We start from the raw sequence: 14,007 nt of genomic DNA on the forward strand, positions 1-14,007 counted from the left end.
CGGTGGCCGGTCGCCTGGGACGTCAGCCGTCGTTGCCGTCGGCCGCGCTTGCACGCTCGTCGTAATAGGCCTCGGCGCCCGGATGCAGCGGCACCACCAGGTTCTGATTCATGCTTTCCGGGTCGATGTCCTTGAGCGCGCCCACGGACACCTTGTCGGAGTGCAGATAGTCGTCGAAGCGTTTGGTCAGCTCCTCGGCCACCGCGTCGTCCATGGAGCTGGGCACGATCAGAATATTGCGGATCGCCACGGTGGTGACCGCGTTATCCAGGCCGTAGCGCTCGGGTTTGCCCGCCGGGATGGTGTAGGTCTCGTAGTAGGGGTAGGCCTCCAGCAGTTTGTCGGACACCTCGCCGTCCACCGGCACGAAGGTCACGTCGCTGGTCTGCATCAGGCCGGTGATGCTGGAGTTGGGCACCCCGGAGGTAAAGAAGGCCGCGTCCAGGTTGCCGTTGCTCATTTCGGTGACGCTGTCGGCGTAGCCGGTGTGGCTGACCCGGGCCAGATCGTCATAGCTGATACCGGCGGATTCCAGCACCTTCTGGGCGCTCTGCTCCACGCCGGAGCCCACCTTGCCCACGCCGACGCGCTTGCCTTTCAGGTCGGCCACGCCCTGGATGCCGCTGTCCGCCGTGGCGACGATCTGCACCACGTTGGGGTACAGGCCCGCCAGGGTGGCGATATCAGCCTGGTTGCCTTCGAACTGGTTTTTGCCGTTGACGGCGTCGTAGGCCACGTCGCTCATGACAATGGCGATCTGGTTCAGGCCGTCCTGAATGTTCTGAATGTTCTGCACCGAGGCACCGGTGGACACCACCTGCACCCCGCCGATCATATCGCTGGCTTCGAAGATCGGCTTCAGGGCGCCGCCGATGGGGTAGTAGGAGCCCGAGGTGCCGCCGGTCCCGAAGATCAGATTCACTTCCTTCTGGCTGGCGTCGGCCGGAGCGGATTTGGCGGTGGTGTCGCCGGTGGCGGCGTCTTTCTTGGCGGCGTCGTTACCGTTGTCGCTGCAGCCGGTGAGCAGCATGCCGGACAGCCCGAGGGCGGCGGCCAGTATCAGAGTGCGAGATAGCATGGGTCTCTCCTGATGTTCACGGTGGTTTATTGCTGTTATCGAGACTGCCCACAGCTTACGAGCGGTGTCTTCCCGATACTACGCCAGGAAAGGCGGTTAAGACTAAGGTCGAACGGCACTGAGACAGCGGATCTTAGGGCTATTCAAAAAATTGATTTACTTCGGCCCGTGGCGGTACCTTACCTGGCTCGTTTTGGTGCATAAATTCCTGGCGGCGGTGGCACTGGCGTTCTTCTAGCCGCAATATTCTTTATTGCCCGGGGTGAAGACGCCCGGGTTGAACGTCTTTGGGAGGGGAAGGATGAAGAGGCTGGCGTGGGGCTTGCTGATACTCGCACTGGTTGGTTGCGAGCAGCGATATGACGTGGACTATTTGCCCTTGGCGTCCTCGGTGGCGCCCGAGGTGGTGGCGGCGCCGGAGGGTGAGTTCGTGGTGCCGTTTCTTGGCGAGGCCGGGCAATCCCGTCTGACCCTGGCGGTGACCCTCGATGAACTGAACACCGGCACCGACTGGTCGCCCTGGGTGACCGCCGGCTTTACCTCTATCGACAAGCTGCGGCAGGTGAAAGCCTTCGTGGCGGCGCCGGATCGGGACTCGGACACGCTGAGCGGCGGTTATCAGGTGATCGAGGCGGGCAAAGTGACGAAGCAGGTGACGCTGGTCACCGGCGAACCGGGTTCGCGGACCATGCGGGTCCAGTTGGTGCGGGGCGCCGGGGGCGCGGTTTACATCCGCGTCGCCGACCGCGAAGCCCGGGTCACCTTGCCCACCGGAGAGCCGCTGTTCCCGGTGGTGCTGGTGGCCTCGGCCACCGCCTCGCTGCGGTGGCAGGCGGACTGATCGGAGTTACGATATAGTTTCTGGCCAATCACAAAAAAGCCGGCGGCCAGCCGGCGTTATAAGGAGAGCAAGATGTTCAACCATATTATGGTCGGTTCCAACGACATTGAACGCTCCAAGCGTTTCTACGACGCGGTGCTGGCGGTGTTCGGCGCCCCGGAGGCGGTCCGCAACGAGTCCGCCACCGGCCATGTGCGGCTGTTCTATGTTCATAACGGCAACACCTTCGCGGTGAGCCAGCCGATCAACGACCAGCCGGCCACCGGCGCCAATGGCGGCACCATTGGCTTTAAATGCGACTCCCCGGAGCAGGTGAAGGAATTCCACGACGTGGCCGTGGCCCACGGTGGCAAGTCCGTGGAAGATCCGCCGGGGCTGCGTGAAAGCGCCATGGGCGCCATGCACCTGAGCTACGTGCTGGACCCGGACGGCAACAAGCTGTGCGGCATCTACCGCGTACGCTGACACCGGAGCGTGCCGGGGCGGTCATGCCACCCGGAAGTGGGTGCGTGGGCCGCCTGCCGAGATACGCCAGGCACGCAGTGAGCGGGAACACAGGGAATGCCAGCGGCGGTAGTATTCCTTACTCGGGCCTTGGGAACTCTTATATGGAAATAGTGCGGCGAGCCTCTTTCGGGCTGTTTTGGATGATTGTTTTTCTGGTCGGGTGCGCGGAGAGCACCTCGGAAGAGAAACTTCAGGCGCTGGAGGAAAAACAGAAGGAGTATCAGGCACGTATCGACGGTATCAGCGATGAAGAGGCGCGGCGCACACTGACTCATCTGAACGACATGTCCTTCTGGATTGAGCGCTCGGAGCTGGAGCAAAAAGTGCCCCCCGAGCAAGTGGAATACGAGCCATCGGCGTTCACGATCCTGGACGATTATGAGAATCCCCGGGACATGGCGGAACAATGGGCCGCCGGCCTGATGCTGGTCAACGATGTGCGTTCTCGCCCGTCGGAAACGCGCGTACTCTCCCCTTTTGAATATCCCTTCGAGAGCCGACTGGAATGGCGATCGGTAACGTTGAAAGACGGAACGGCGTTGTCGGTGGTGAAGCGTGACCCTTTCGCCGATCAAACTGGTCTGGCCCCGATCGTACTGTGGAACAGCGCCTTTGAGCGTTTGGAAACGCGGCTGGAACGACATCGTAACCTGCCGCCCGGGCAGGTTCCCGCGCAGCCCGCGCCGGTGGTCCGGGCGCGGGGCAAGCTCACGCTCAAGGTGCCTGAGTCGTTGCCGCTGCTGGCGTTCACCACGGCCGAGGTGGGTGAGACAAGGGAAGTGGCGGGCTGGAGCTTTACCCTCAAGCAGATAGACGGGCATCGAGCGCGCCTGATCATCGGCTTGCCGAAGGATTTTGATCAGGAGAACGTTGACACGGTGCTGGATTCGATGGTGGTGGAAGCCAGTGACGAGAGTGGCCGCTTTCTCTCTCGCAGCGGCAGCTCCCAGGGCCCCGAGGGCCGCGAAGGCAGTATGCTGGACGTGCTCGATACGCTGATCGAGGCGGCCGAGGCCGGCAAACTGGACGACCAAGACATGCAGGAGCGCCTGGTTCGGGAACAGCGGAATCTATTGGATGAGGATCATCCGGAGCTTTACTACGAGGTCGCATTTCGCGGCATGGTGAACCGGATTCAGCTTCGTATACCCGGTCTGGCCAAGGAAAGCGTGCTCACCGTGCCTCTGGATATGACTCCGGTGCAATTCGAGGTGCCGGATAATCTGAATGGGCCGAAGCCGTTTGGAGTGACTGCCCGGGTTTACGATCACGATGCCGCCGACTGGTTGCTGAACCAGCCGCTGGAAGCCAGGCCGGATGAGCTGGCGTCGCTGATTACGACCACTTTTAGTGCCGGTGAGGATATTGGCACGCCAGGCTTCGAAGTCACTGACAAGGTTTACTTTCATTTCCCGGAACGGATGAGCAATCGTTTGGTTTCCACCTTCGAACGCTTTGATGAAGTGAATGCTCTGGCGCTCCTGGATGAGAGCGGGAAGGTGCTTTACGAATATGATCCGGCTGATCGCGATGCACCCTTGAAGTTCACGGTTGATCGCGTTGAGTATCAGCCCGGCCGATTCGATGCCCCGCCAGCCAGACTGCGCGGTGAAATCGATATCACCCTGTATACGAATATCAATGTGAGCGATTATTCGATCGACGCCTTGCCAGAGGGTTATGAGATGCATGGGCCGGTGTTGTTCGGTCCGCAGGCGGCGGACAATCAGGTTCCGGACCTGGTCCTGGCGTATGATGCGGAAGAGAACTATCTGAAAAAAATCACCACGGTGCGTCATGGGTTCGACGAAGGCTGGCCCCGTCGTGCCTACCACTTTTACGGCATGCCTGAGGGTTTCGTGTTCGTTTCGCGGGGAACGGGGCAGAAAGTGCCTTATGCGTTCCAGGTCTCTCTTCAGGAGTCAGAATAAGTGTCTCGTCGGTTGGCGAGCCCGCGCGTGGATTACGCCGGGCGCCACCAGGGCGTGCCGGGCGCCGGTGCGTGAAGGTCCAGCCGCTCGCCCATCATCGGCGTGGTGATCGACACCCCGTGCTCGGCGGCGAGCGCGGTGATCCGCTCGAACGGCTGGTGCCAGGGGTGCAGGGCGAGATTGAAGGTGCCGTTGTGGATCGGCAGCATCCAGCGGCCGCGCAGGTCCAGGTGCGCTTGCAGGGATTGCTCGGGCAGCATGTGCACGTAGGTCCAGCGCTCGTTGTAGGCGCCGGTTTCGAGGCCACCAGCATGGATCGCATTGCCGCCGCCGCCGGCGTATCCAAGCGCACGGTCTACAATCATTTTCCCGGTAAGGAAGCGCTGTTCGCCCGCATTCTTGAACAACTTTGGGAGAGCAGCGTGGGCGGCGTGGCGCTGACTTACCGCGCGGACCAGCCTCTGGCCCCACAATTGAAGCAACTGCTGTTGCAGAAGCTCCTGCTTCTCGGCGACCCGAATTTCATCGACCTGGCCCGGGTGGCGATGGCCGAGATCATCCACGCGCCGGAGCGGGCCCGGGAGATCGTCGGCCGTATGGACGAAAAGGAGGGCGGGCTGGTGCGGTGGATTCGCGCCGCCATCGCCGATGGGCGCCTGCAGGGTGTGGATGAGGATTTCGCCGGCCAGCAATTGCAGGGTCTGGTGAAGAGCTTCGCGCTTTGGCCGCAGATCATGATGGGGCAGGCGCCGCTCGCTGAAGCCGAACGCGAGCGCGTGGCGGAGTCCGCGGTGGCGATGTTCTTGGGGCATTACGGCCGCGGCGACTGATCACGGCCCGGTTCGACGTGTCGCCGTGCTGGGCGGGTCCGATTTTTCGTTACTTTTCACCAGGGAGCCACCCTATGAATCAGGATCAGATCAAAGCCCTGTTCGATCAACAGGCGGAAGGTTACGACGCGCAGTGGGCGAAGACCGCGCCGATCCGAGAGTGCCTGCATCTTCTGCTGGATTCCCTGTTCGCGGATTTGCCGGACGACGGGCGCATTCTGTGCGTCGGCGCGGGCACCGGGGCTGAGATCGCGCATCTGGCGGCTCGGCACCCCGGTTGGCATTTCGTGGCGGTGGAGCCCTCCGGCGCCATGCTTGAAGCCTGTCGGCAAAAGGCGGAGCGGGAAGGCTTCGCGGATCGCTGCACCTTCCTCGAAGGTTATCTGGAGTCGCTGCCCGCCGACCCGATTCACGATGCGGCCACCTGTTTTCTGGTCTCCCAGTTCCTGGTGGATGAAGCGGAGCGGGTTCGCTTCTTCGCCGAGATCGCCCGGCGGTTGAAGCCGGGCGCGCCGCTGGCCAGTTCCGACCTGGCCTCGGACGTGGCGTCGCCGGAGTACGAGGTGCTGCTGCGGGCCTGGATGACGATGATGGCCACCTCGGAGGTTTCCCCGGAGATGATCGAGCGCATGCGCCATGCCTACGCCAACGATGTGGGCGTACTGCCGCCGACCCGGATCGCCTCGATGATCGCCGCCGGCGGTTTCGAATCACCGGTGCCGTTCTTTCAGGCCGGCCTGATCCACGCCTGGTGTTCCCGGCGCGCCTGAATCAGAACCGGTCCGCCCGGTAGGGCGCCATGTCCACCTCGGTGTCTTCGCCGTCCATCATCTGGCCGAGCAGCTTGCCGGTCACCGGCCCCAGGGTGAACCCCTGGTGGCCGTGGCCGAAGGCCAGCCACAGGCCCGGCAGGCCGGGGGCCGGGCCGATGATCGGTTTCATATCCGGAGTGCAGGGGCGCGCGCCCATCCAGGGCTGCGGGTCCAGCCGGTCTCCCAGGGGGAACAGCCGGCGGGCGGCCCGTTCCGCCGCGTCCAGTTGTTGGGGATGGGGCGCGTCCTGCTGGCGGGCCAGCTCGGCGCCGGTGGTGAGCCGGATGCCGGCGCGCATGGGCGCCAGCAGGTAGCCGGTTTCCGCGTCCATGATCCAGTGATGCAGCTGCGCGCCGTCGCGGCTGCCGTAGTGCATGTGGTAGCCCCGCTTCACGAACTGCGGCACCCGTAGCCCCTGGCGGGCCAGCCAGGGGGCGGACCAGGGGCCGAGGGCCAGCACCACCTGTTCGGCGTCCAGGGCCTCGCCGTCGACCATCGCCCGCCAGCCGTGTTCGGTGCGCGTCAGGGTTTCCAGGGTGCCGCGCACCAGGTCGCCGCCCTGTTGCTGGAAGTGGTCGGCGTAGGCGGCCACCAGGGCGCCCGGGTCGGTGACGGTCCAGGGTTGCGTCCAGTGCACCGCGCCGGCCAGGCCGCCCTTGCCGAGGTCCGGTTCCTTGCGCGCCAGGGCGGCCTGGTCGAGCACCTGGTAGGTGACACCATGGGCGGCGGCGATCTGTTCCGCCAGGTGGCATTCCTCATCCAGGGCGCGGGCGGTGCGGAACACCTTGAGATAGCCGTCCCGGCGGATCAGGTCGTCGGCGCCGGCGGCGCGGATCATCTCGCCGTGGGTGTCCAGGGCCCGGGTAATCAGGGCCGCGTATTCCGGCACGATGCGCGCGTAGTTCTGCGGCGCCGAGTGGCGCCAGTACTGGAACAGGGGAGCCGCCGCGCCGGCCATGCCGGAGGGGCGGTAGCGGATGTCGATCTCCCGGTTGGGCAGCACCCTCAGCAGGGTGGGCAGGTCGCGGGGGAACCGGTAGGGGCGCACCGCCTCGCGCTGGATAATGCCGGCGTTGCCGAACGAGGTTTCCCGGCCCGGCGCGGCCCGGTCCACCAGGGTCACCGGGTGGCCGCGCCGGCGCAGGTGCCAGGCCGCGCACACGCCGACCATGCCGGCGCCGAGTACCAGGGTGGAGCGGTGCGGTTGAGCGACTGAACGGACTTCGGCCACGGCGGCGGCCTCCTGCAAAACGCGTGGGTGTCGGCCCCCATCCTCCCACAGGCAGCGGGCTTTCGATATCGTCGACTAAATGTCGGTGCGCTCCTCCAGCTCCACCTCCGCCCGGTAAGCGTCTTCCGTGGGTCCGTCGCTGGTCCAGATCTCCAGGGCCGCCGGGGTGCCGTAAAAATGAATCACCTCCACCGGTGCCTGGCCCTTTCTTTGGTAGGTGCGGGTGAGGGCTTGTTTCAGGAAGCGTCCCTGGTCGTCGACGGCGAACAGGGGCGTGTCGATCACTTCGGTGTCCACAACCAGCCGGTTCTCTTGCAGTTGCAGCCCCTCCGGCAGCTCGCCCCGGGCGTGGCGGCTCTTATGGACGTCGCGGAACACCCGAACCCGCAGGTCCGCGGACACCCGCACGGGCTTGCTGGAAAACCGCTGCGGGTTGTAGTCGATGCGGTTGACGGTAAAACGGTAATAGTCGGAATGGTCCCCGTCCGGTAACGGAATCGGCTGGCCGTCGGCGTCCAGGAAGGTGATCGGGTTGGGGCCGTCTTTCAAGACGATGCGCTCGGAGTCCCGTTCCAGGAAGCGGCGGCTCTCCACCTTCGGATAACGGAAATCCACGCTGTGGGTGTACAGCGGGGTGCGGCCGTCGTTCTGCACGATGCGCAGGCGAGAGGGCACTTCCTCGGCGGTCAGTTCCATGGGGCCGTCCACGGCGGATCGGTACACCGGCCCCGGCAGAGGCACGGCTTGAATCGCCTCCGGGTCGAATTGCGCGGTGGGATTCAGGCCGTCCACCTGTTTGAGCGGCAACGCCAGCTTCCGCTTCATCAGCGGCTGCTCCGGGTCCCGGTCGAGCAGGGTGATGCGGGCGGTGGCCACCGGTCCCTTGAAGGCGACACGGGTGTAATGGGTGTCGCCGGTGCGTTCACGGATGCGCGCTTCCGCCTGCGCCAGATGCTGCTCCAGGGCCGCCGCCGTCAGGTCTTCCTTCAGGGCCCGGTCAATCAGGCCGTCCACTTCCTCGCCGGCCAATTCGAACAGTGCCGGCGCCCCGGTCTGCACCAGCGTGCGCGCCAGGGGCCGGCCGTCCTGGTCCAGCCCTTCGGCGATCACATCTCGTTTGTCCAGGGGCATGGGGCCGCCGTCCTCGGCGCGGACTTCCATGGCGTAGCCATGGTCTGTGGTGGCCGTCAGGGTCACGGTGTAGCCGCCCTGTGTGCGCTGCTGGCCCGCTTCCGGGGACGGGAAGGTGAAGGTCTCGCGCTTTTCAGGGACGCGGCCGATGAATTCGCCGAGCAGCGCCATGGGCTTGGCATCGTCCGCCGCGGGCCTTTTTTCAAAGCAGTAGCGCTCGTCGAAGCGATGGCGCATCAGAGCCTGTTCATGGTCGGCGGCGCCGGGCTGGCCGGCGAAGGGCAGGGTATCGCCGTTGTCCATGCGCAGGCCGTGCCAGTCGATACGATGCGGTAACGGATAGGCAAAGGGGCGGCGCGCCTCCACGCACAGATAATCCGCCCAGGTGGTGGCAAGAAGATTATCGAGGAACACCTCGGTCATCGCCTGGATATCGGCGTAGTCGTCCAGCCTGGCCAGGGCGGAACGCCCATGGCGGGTTTGCGCTGGCGGCATCGCCCAGTCCACGTTGTTGAGGTCGTTGTACAGGGCGTCCTGGCTGAGATCCTGCAGCGTGCTGCCAACCTCCGCGTCGGCAATATTTTCAATGCGGTCCAGGCGGGCGTCCCTGGTGTCGAACATGGCGTCCATGATGGCGTCATAGTCCGGCTCGTCGCCGCTGGCCGGGTGGGAATGGAGCGCCACCAGAACCGGTAGCGCGGCGATCAGGCCCCGCCTGACGCGCTCGGACGTCCGTGTCGGTGTGCTGCTTCCCATGGCGTGTCTCCCTGATTTGCTCGTGGATTTCGGCCTTTTCCCGGCGGCCCGGAAAGGGTATCCGGTGACCGCCGCCATTGTCTCGAAAGGCTTCACGAATATCGCCGGCAAAGTGGTGAACGGGCACGGGCAACCGTGATCGCCGGGCGATGGCAATCTCCTGTAAAAAAGCGAACGTCTCGGCGGCCACCGGGTGGAGCGCCGCGTTATCCTTCCTATCTGCTAAAGGAACCGGCGGTTGTTGGAGGCGAGCTTTGAGCGACAGTTGCACACACATCGTGCCGGTGCACACCGGCGATTACCCGGACGCGGAGGCCAAGGCGCGGGAGATCCTGGCCTGGTTCCTGGCGCGGGATCTGGTGGCGTCCGAACTTTCGGATTGCACCCTGGACGGGCCCGGCTACGCGTTCACGCCCATGATCCAGACGCTGTTTATCGAACCCATGGACCCCCGCGTCCACGACGGCACGATCCGCGGGCTGGCGCTGCACGCCGGCGAGCGCAAGGTGTTCCATCCCATGGAAGGGGCGGAGCTGAGTTTTGTCTGTCCGGGCTGCGGCCACGACCAGGGCTGGGACGCGGTGGACGCCATCGGCGCCTGGTTCGCCGGCGAGGACGATGAGCCTGCGTGCCCGGCCTGCGGCGAGCGCTTCCACATCAACCGCTACGCCACCGACCGGGGCGGCTCCGATACGCCTTGGGCGTTCAGTAATCTGGGCATCACCCTGTGGAATGACCACGGCGGCGCGTTTCGTCCGGAGTTTCTGGACAGTATGCGTGGCCTGTACGGGACCGATATTCGTGTGGTGGAGGTGCACATATGATGCGAGGAATGAAGCTGGCGATGCTGCTGATCGCCTTGCTGGCCCCGGCCACCTGGGCCGATACCGACGGCCTGGACGACAAGGCGCTTGCCGATCAAAGCGTGGCGGAACTGCGCGCCGGCATCACCGACAAGCACCCCGCCACCTACATGGTGCTGGCGGCGCGGCTGTTCCAGCAGGGCGATAAGCCGGAAGCGGTGAAGTGGTTCTATGTGGGGCAGATTCGTTACCGGGCCTTTTTGAAGGCGAACCCGGATCTGGACCCGTCCGGCGACCCGGCGTTGTTCGCCTCGCTGATGGAATCGGTGGGGCGGCCCCTGAACGAGTACATCGGTGGCGATGTGGATCAATGGGTGGCGACCATCGATGACGCCATCGATTGGCACGACAGCCACCCGGACGGCTTTCTCGGTAAGGACCAGCACCGCGCCCTGTACGCCTCGGTAATCGCCGGCCTCAAGGATATGCGCGACGAAATCGCCGCCAGCAAGGACGAGATCCGCCGGCAACGGCGGGAGAACGGCCTGGAAAATCACTAGCGGCGCAACAGGAGCACGCCATGGACCAAGCCCTACAGCAACGGCTGGAAAAGGCCCTGAAAAAACGTCCGCCCGGGGAGTTTCATTTTCCCCAGGTGTATGGCGCCGGCTGGGACCAGCTTTACATCGGCGACAAGGTGAAGCTGGGCAATACCTTCCTGCGACTGGTGCGCCTGGGGCGCTTTCCGGGCATCGAGGACACCGGCAAGAAGAAAGGCGGCGGCCGCTTGTACCGCAAAACGGGCCGGTAGCCACAGCGCCGGCCAATCCCGGATTTTTCGCCGGGTTATTCTCCCGGCGCACCGGTTCCGGCACTATAGGCGCAACCGTCCGCGTCCGAAGAGAGAAAAACGATGACAATGCTGATTCTCGGCCTGGTCCTGTTCCTGGGCATTCACTGCACCGGCTTCGCGCCGGCCTGGCGCGACCGCCAGGTGGCCCGCTTCGGGGCGAACGGCTGGAAGGGCCTGTACAGCCTGGTGGCGCTGGCCGGCTTCGTGCTGATCATCTGGGGCTTTCAGGCCGCGCGCCTGAACCCGGTGCTGCTGTACAGCCCTCCGGCCTGGCTGGGCCATTTGAATGCCCTGTTCACGCTGATCGCCTTTATTCTGGTGGCCGCCGCCTACGTGCCCGGCAACCGCATCCAGGCCAAGCTGGGCCACCCGATGGTGGCCGGCACCAAGATCTGGGCCCTGGGCCATTTGCTGTCCATCGGCTTTCTGCGCGATGTGGTGCTGTTCGGCGCCTTTCTGGTGTGGGCCATCGTTGCCTTCGCCCGGCTGCGCCGCCGTGACCGGGCCCGGGGCGTGACGCCGGCGCCGGGCACCCTCAAGGGGGATGTGATCACCGTGGTGGTGGGCGTGGTGGCCTGGGGCCTGTTTGCGTTCTTGCTGCACGCTCCGCTGATCGGCGTGAGGCCGTTCGGATAAAACATGACCCGAACCCGCAAAAGTGATGATGGCAGCAAGCTGCCATGGACCCAGCTGTATCTGCACGGCCTGGGGGTGTCGGTCAGCCACAACGCCCAGGCCTTCGGCTTTTCCATTCTAATCACGGTGAGCTATGGGGTGGTGTCCAGCGTCGCCGACGAGCCCACGCCGTTCCAACTGATCGGTTTCGCGTTGTCGGCGGTGGCGTCCCTGTCGTTCCTGAATCTGATGGTCGCCTTCCTGAAACGGGACGAGCCCGACGACAGCGAACGCACGCCGGTGCTGCTGGTGGCCACCGCCACCGATTTTATTTCCGTGGGGGCCGGCCTGGCGGCGGCGTTCGGCGTCGCCAAGGCGTTCGAGAACTGGATGTGCTGGCTGGTGGCGCCGTTCGCCGCCGGGTTGATTTACTGCCTGGTGCAGGGCCTGCAGATCGCCGTGGCCCGGCGCGGGGCGGACATTCAGGAATAGCCGCCGCCCCGCGACGTTTGAACTTCCGTTACCAGCCGGATGGCCCCTCCAACGGCGAGCTGCTGGCCGGCCTGGACCAGCCTGACCCGGAGCGGCGTGAGGCGGTGCTGGCCGACGACGGCGGCGGCTGGGCGGTGCCGGGCTTTCTGTAAGCGGCCCGGTCCCGGCGGCTACCCGCCAATGATCCAGTGCGCCACCCGGGCGCCGCCGTACAGTCCCATTCCGAATACCGCGTGGTTAAGCAGGCTTTGCCGTCGCGCCAGCCAGGGGCGAGGCGTGCGCCGGGCCGCCAGGCCGGCGCCCATGGCCGGCTGCATCACCAGCAAGGGAGCGGCCACGGTGGCGATGCCCACCGCCAGCGCCAGCCCCGGGGTGGGCCGGGCCAGCCAGGCCGGGCCGCCCAGCCCCACCAGCACGGCGGCAAAGGAGATGCCGATCAGGTAGTGGGTGGCCCAGCCCAGGGCCCGTTCGCCGGCAATCGGCGTTGCCTCGGTGATGCGATCGTGACGGAAACGCCCGCCGGGCATATGGCCCAGCCAGCGCCCCACCAGGGCGAAGTCCGGGGCGGGCAGGCCAAGCAACGCCTTGCGGGCCAGGCTCCAGGCGTCCATCGCCGCCGTGCCGGCAACGCCGATGATCAGGATAAACAGCAAGGTTTCCATGGTGTTCTCCGCTGGGAGTGGCAGTGGGAAAGCGCTAGCCTACGACTTCAAGTTCACTTGAAGTAAAGGGTGGCGCATGGATATTTCCGAAGTGGCGAAACGGGCCGGGCTGCCGGCGTCGACGCTGCGTTTCTACGAGGAGAAAGGGTTGATCCGCTCGGTGGGGCGGCGCGGCCTGCGGCGCCAGTTCAGCCCCCGGGTGCTGGAGCGGCTGGCGCTGATCGCCCTGGGCCGTTCCGCCGGGTTCTCCCTGGAGGAGATCCGCTCAATGTTGGGCGAGGCGGACCGGCCCACCATCGACCGGCAGGCGCTTAACGACAAGGCGGACGAACTGGACCGCACCCTCCGCCAGCTCACCGCCATGCGCGATGGCCTGCGTCATGCCGCCGAGTGCACGGCGCCAAGCCATCTGGAGTGCCCCACCTTCCAGCGTTTGATGGGGTTGGCGGTGGCGGATGTGGCGCGCCGCTCCCGGCGGCGCGGGGAGGCGCTGCGCTAGCCGGCCTCGCGCAGGAAGCGCGCCGCCGGCGGCGCCGGTTCGCGGCTCGCCAGGTTCAGTTCGAAGCTGACGCCGTCGCCGGGCAATGGCCGGTAGCGGATACGGTCGGCGCGGAAGCCGGCCATGCTGGCCGGCACCACCGAGACACCGGCCCCCACCGCCACCAGGGACAGCACCGCGTGCATGCCATGGGCTTCCTGGGCCACCCGGGGCACGAAGCCGGCATCCGCGCACAGGCGGATCACCTGAAGATGGAAACCCCGGCCTTCTTCCCTGGGCCAGAGGATAAAGGGCTGCTCGGCCACGGCGGCCAGCTCCGGCTCTCCATTAGCCAGGGGATGGTCCCGGGGCAGGGCCAGGCACAGCCGGTCCCGGTCGAACGGTGTCAGGTGCAGGTCGTCGGCATCGGTGAGCGGCGGGATCAGCACCGCCAGATCCAGGGTGCCGTCGCGGAGCCCGGCCACCTGGGCGGCGGTGGTGGCCTCGTGCAGTTCCAGGCGCACCGCCGGGTGGCGCTGGCGGAAGCCCTGGATCACGTCCGGCAGCCGGCCATAGAGCGCGCTGCCCACATAGCCCAGACGCATCAGGCCGGTACGGCCCGCCGCCATGTCCCGGGCGGCGGTGGCGGCGCGCCGGGCCTGGGCCAGGGTGGCGCGGGCTTCGTCCAGGAACACCCGGCCGGCGGCGGTGAGGCCCAGCACCCGGTTGCCCCGCTCCAGCAGCGAGGCCCCCAGTTGCTGTTCCAGCTTGCGAATGGCCAGGGTCAGCGGCGGCTGGGACATGGCCAGCCGCCGCGCAGCGCGGTGAAAGTGCAGCTCTTCCGCCACGGCGATGAACTGTTCCATGGCCCGCAGGCTGATGCGGGATCGCTGTTCCACGGTCATGCCGTTCCCTTCTGATTGGGTGATACCTGAAAGATATCACGGGCCGTCAATATCGGTATTGGATGTATCGGATGCCGCTCCG

At 65.7% G+C, this 14,007-nt stretch carries 18 protein-coding genes; 12 read left to right on the forward strand and 6 right to left on the reverse strand.

Annotated elements, in window-relative coordinates:
• Nucleotides 1-22: 22 nt before the first annotated feature.
• Nucleotides 23-1,078: a TAXI family TRAP transporter solute-binding subunit gene (locus FGS76_RS02110; RefSeq protein ID WP_138770972.1), complete on the reverse strand. Its 1,056-nt coding sequence runs from the start codon at nt 1,076-1,078 to the stop codon at nt 23-25.
• A 301-nt stretch (nt 1,079-1,379) separates the two neighbouring features.
• Here FGS76_RS02110 and FGS76_RS02115 point away from each other — a divergent pair, with 301 nt between their 5' ends.
• The 3 genes from FGS76_RS02115 (at nt 1,380) to FGS76_RS02125 (ending at nt 4,357) form a co-directional block, all read left to right on the forward strand.
• Nucleotides 1,380-1,919, forward strand: a complete 540-nt coding sequence (locus FGS76_RS02115; protein WP_138770973.1) for a hypothetical protein — start codon at nt 1,380-1,382, stop codon at nt 1,917-1,919.
• A 72-nt stretch (nt 1,920-1,991) separates the two neighbouring features.
• A complete protein-coding gene (locus FGS76_RS02120) occupies nt 1,992-2,384 on the forward strand; it encodes a VOC family protein (protein WP_138770974.1) in 393 nt (130 codons plus the stop codon).
• 143 nt (nt 2,385-2,527) lie between these two features.
• Complete coding sequence (locus tag FGS76_RS02125) at nt 2,528-4,357, forward strand: hypothetical protein (RefSeq protein ID WP_138770975.1); 1,830 nt, start codon at nt 2,528-2,530, stop codon at nt 4,355-4,357.
• A 32-nt stretch (nt 4,358-4,389) separates the two neighbouring features.
• Here FGS76_RS02125 and FGS76_RS02130 read toward each other — a convergent pair whose 3' ends face one another.
• A complete protein-coding gene (locus FGS76_RS02130; RefSeq protein WP_205717153.1) occupies nt 4,390-4,617 on the reverse strand; it encodes an MBL fold metallo-hydrolase in 228 nt (75 codons plus the stop codon).
• On the opposite strand from FGS76_RS02130, the gene FGS76_RS02135 reads away from it, so the two are divergent.
• Both FGS76_RS02135 and FGS76_RS02140 read left to right on the forward strand, forming a co-directional pair.
• Nucleotides 4,618-5,187 carry a TetR/AcrR family transcriptional regulator gene (locus tag FGS76_RS02135; protein WP_420837407.1) on the forward strand — a complete coding sequence of 190 codons (570 nt, stop codon included), beginning with the start codon at nt 4,618-4,620 and terminating at the stop codon, nt 5,185-5,187. It begins immediately after the preceding gene.
• Nucleotides 5,188-5,261: 74 nt separating this feature from the next.
• The gene (locus tag FGS76_RS02140; protein ID WP_138770977.1) at nt 5,262-5,957 is read left to right on the forward strand and encodes a class I SAM-dependent methyltransferase; all 696 of its coding nucleotides are present in this window, start codon (nt 5,262-5,264) and stop codon (nt 5,955-5,957) included.
• Nucleotide 5,958: 1 nt separating this feature from the next.
• Here FGS76_RS02140 and FGS76_RS02145 read toward each other — a convergent pair whose 3' ends face one another.
• A complete protein-coding gene (locus tag FGS76_RS02145; protein WP_276607918.1) occupies nt 5,959-7,230 on the reverse strand; it encodes an NAD(P)/FAD-dependent oxidoreductase in 1,272 nt (423 codons plus the stop codon).
• 75 nt (nt 7,231-7,305) lie between these two features.
• A complete protein-coding gene (locus tag FGS76_RS02150) occupies nt 7,306-9,117 on the reverse strand; it encodes a hypothetical protein (RefSeq protein WP_138770978.1) in 1,812 nt (603 codons plus the stop codon).
• A gap of 254 nt (nt 9,118-9,371) precedes the next feature.
• Between FGS76_RS02150 and FGS76_RS02155 the strand changes: the two genes are divergently transcribed.
• The 6 genes from FGS76_RS02155 (at nt 9,372) to FGS76_RS19750 (ending at nt 12,032) form a co-directional block, all read left to right on the forward strand.
• Complete coding sequence (locus tag FGS76_RS02155; RefSeq protein WP_138770979.1) at nt 9,372-9,941, forward strand: hypothetical protein; 570 nt, start codon at nt 9,372-9,374, stop codon at nt 9,939-9,941.
• Nucleotides 9,938-10,480, forward strand: a complete 543-nt coding sequence (locus FGS76_RS02160) for a hypothetical protein (RefSeq protein WP_205717154.1) — start codon at nt 9,938-9,940, stop codon at nt 10,478-10,480. Before FGS76_RS02155 ends, FGS76_RS02160 begins: the two co-directional genes overlap by 4 nt.
• A 20-nt stretch (nt 10,481-10,500) precedes the next feature.
• Nucleotides 10,501-10,731 (forward strand): DUF1413 domain-containing protein, encoded by a 231-nt coding sequence (locus tag FGS76_RS02165; RefSeq protein WP_138770980.1) that lies wholly within the window; start codon nt 10,501-10,503, stop codon nt 10,729-10,731.
• 102 nt (nt 10,732-10,833) lie between these two features.
• Nucleotides 10,834-11,409 (forward strand): NnrU family protein, encoded by a 576-nt coding sequence (locus FGS76_RS02170; protein ID WP_138770981.1) that lies wholly within the window; start codon nt 10,834-10,836, stop codon nt 11,407-11,409.
• A gap of 3 nt (nt 11,410-11,412) precedes the next feature.
• Nucleotides 11,413-11,880 (forward strand): hypothetical protein, encoded by a 468-nt coding sequence (locus tag FGS76_RS02175; RefSeq protein WP_138770982.1) that lies wholly within the window; start codon nt 11,413-11,415, stop codon nt 11,878-11,880.
• Nucleotides 11,881-11,897: 17 nt separating this feature from the next.
• On the forward strand, nt 11,898-12,032 hold the full coding sequence (locus tag FGS76_RS19750) for a hypothetical protein (protein ID WP_276607919.1): 135 nt from the start codon (nt 11,898-11,900) through the stop codon (nt 12,030-12,032).
• Between the two features lie 18 nt (nt 12,033-12,050).
• On the opposite strand, the gene FGS76_RS02180 is transcribed toward FGS76_RS19750, so the two are convergent.
• Nucleotides 12,051-12,542, reverse strand: a complete 492-nt coding sequence (locus FGS76_RS02180) for a DUF2938 domain-containing protein (protein ID WP_138770983.1) — start codon at nt 12,540-12,542, stop codon at nt 12,051-12,053.
• 76 nt (nt 12,543-12,618) lie between these two features.
• Between FGS76_RS02180 and FGS76_RS02185 the strand changes: the two genes are divergently transcribed.
• Nucleotides 12,619-13,041, forward strand: a complete 423-nt coding sequence (locus FGS76_RS02185; RefSeq protein WP_138770984.1) for a helix-turn-helix domain-containing protein — start codon at nt 12,619-12,621, stop codon at nt 13,039-13,041.
• Here FGS76_RS02185 and FGS76_RS02190 read toward each other — a convergent pair.
• Nucleotides 13,038-13,925, reverse strand: coding sequence for a LysR family transcriptional regulator (locus FGS76_RS02190; protein WP_138770985.1), 888 nt, complete (start codon nt 13,923-13,925; stop codon nt 13,038-13,040). The two genes, FGS76_RS02185 and FGS76_RS02190, sit on opposite strands and share 4 nt — an antisense overlap.
• Nucleotides 13,926-14,007 lie beyond the last annotated feature (82 nt).

Origin of the sequence: Alloalcanivorax gelatiniphagus (assembly GCF_005938655.1) — a bacterium.
GTDB lineage: Bacteria > Pseudomonadota > Gammaproteobacteria > Pseudomonadales > Alcanivoracaceae > Alloalcanivorax > Alloalcanivorax gelatiniphagus.

Bases quoted from the DNA above. Each gene is read 5' to 3' on its own strand.
- FGS76_RS02110 (WP_138770972.1), bottom strand. From the start codon at position 1,078: ATGCTATCTCGCACTCTGATACTGGCCGCCGCCCTCGGGCTGTCCGGC.
- FGS76_RS02115 (WP_138770973.1), top strand. From the start codon at position 1,380: ATGAAGAGGCTGGCGTGGGGCTTGCTGATACTCGCACTGGTTGGTTGC.
- FGS76_RS02120 (WP_138770974.1), top strand. From the start codon at position 1,992: ATGTTCAACCATATTATGGTCGGTTCCAACGACATTGAACGCTCCAAG.
- FGS76_RS02125 (WP_138770975.1), top strand. From the start codon at position 2,528: ATGGAAATAGTGCGGCGAGCCTCTTTCGGGCTGTTTTGGATGATTGTT.
- FGS76_RS02130 (WP_205717153.1), bottom strand. From the start codon at position 4,617: ATGCTGCCCGAGCAATCCCTGCAAGCGCACCTGGACCTGCGCGGCCGC.
- FGS76_RS02140 (WP_138770977.1), top strand. From the start codon at position 5,262: ATGAATCAGGATCAGATCAAAGCCCTGTTCGATCAACAGGCGGAAGGT.
- FGS76_RS02150 (WP_138770978.1), bottom strand. From the start codon at position 9,117: ATGGGAAGCAGCACACCGACACGGACGTCCGAGCGCGTCAGGCGGGGC.
- FGS76_RS02160 (WP_205717154.1), top strand. From the start codon at position 9,938: ATGATGCGAGGAATGAAGCTGGCGATGCTGCTGATCGCCTTGCTGGCC.
- FGS76_RS02165 (WP_138770980.1), top strand. From the start codon at position 10,501: ATGGACCAAGCCCTACAGCAACGGCTGGAAAAGGCCCTGAAAAAACGT.
- FGS76_RS02170 (WP_138770981.1), top strand. From the start codon at position 10,834: ATGACAATGCTGATTCTCGGCCTGGTCCTGTTCCTGGGCATTCACTGC.
- FGS76_RS02175 (WP_138770982.1), top strand. From the start codon at position 11,413: ATGACCCGAACCCGCAAAAGTGATGATGGCAGCAAGCTGCCATGGACC.
- FGS76_RS02180 (WP_138770983.1), bottom strand. From the start codon at position 12,542: ATGGAAACCTTGCTGTTTATCCTGATCATCGGCGTTGCCGGCACGGCG.
- FGS76_RS02185 (WP_138770984.1), top strand. From the start codon at position 12,619: ATGGATATTTCCGAAGTGGCGAAACGGGCCGGGCTGCCGGCGTCGACG.
- FGS76_RS02190 (WP_138770985.1), bottom strand. From the start codon at position 13,925: ATGACCGTGGAACAGCGATCCCGCATCAGCCTGCGGGCCATGGAACAG.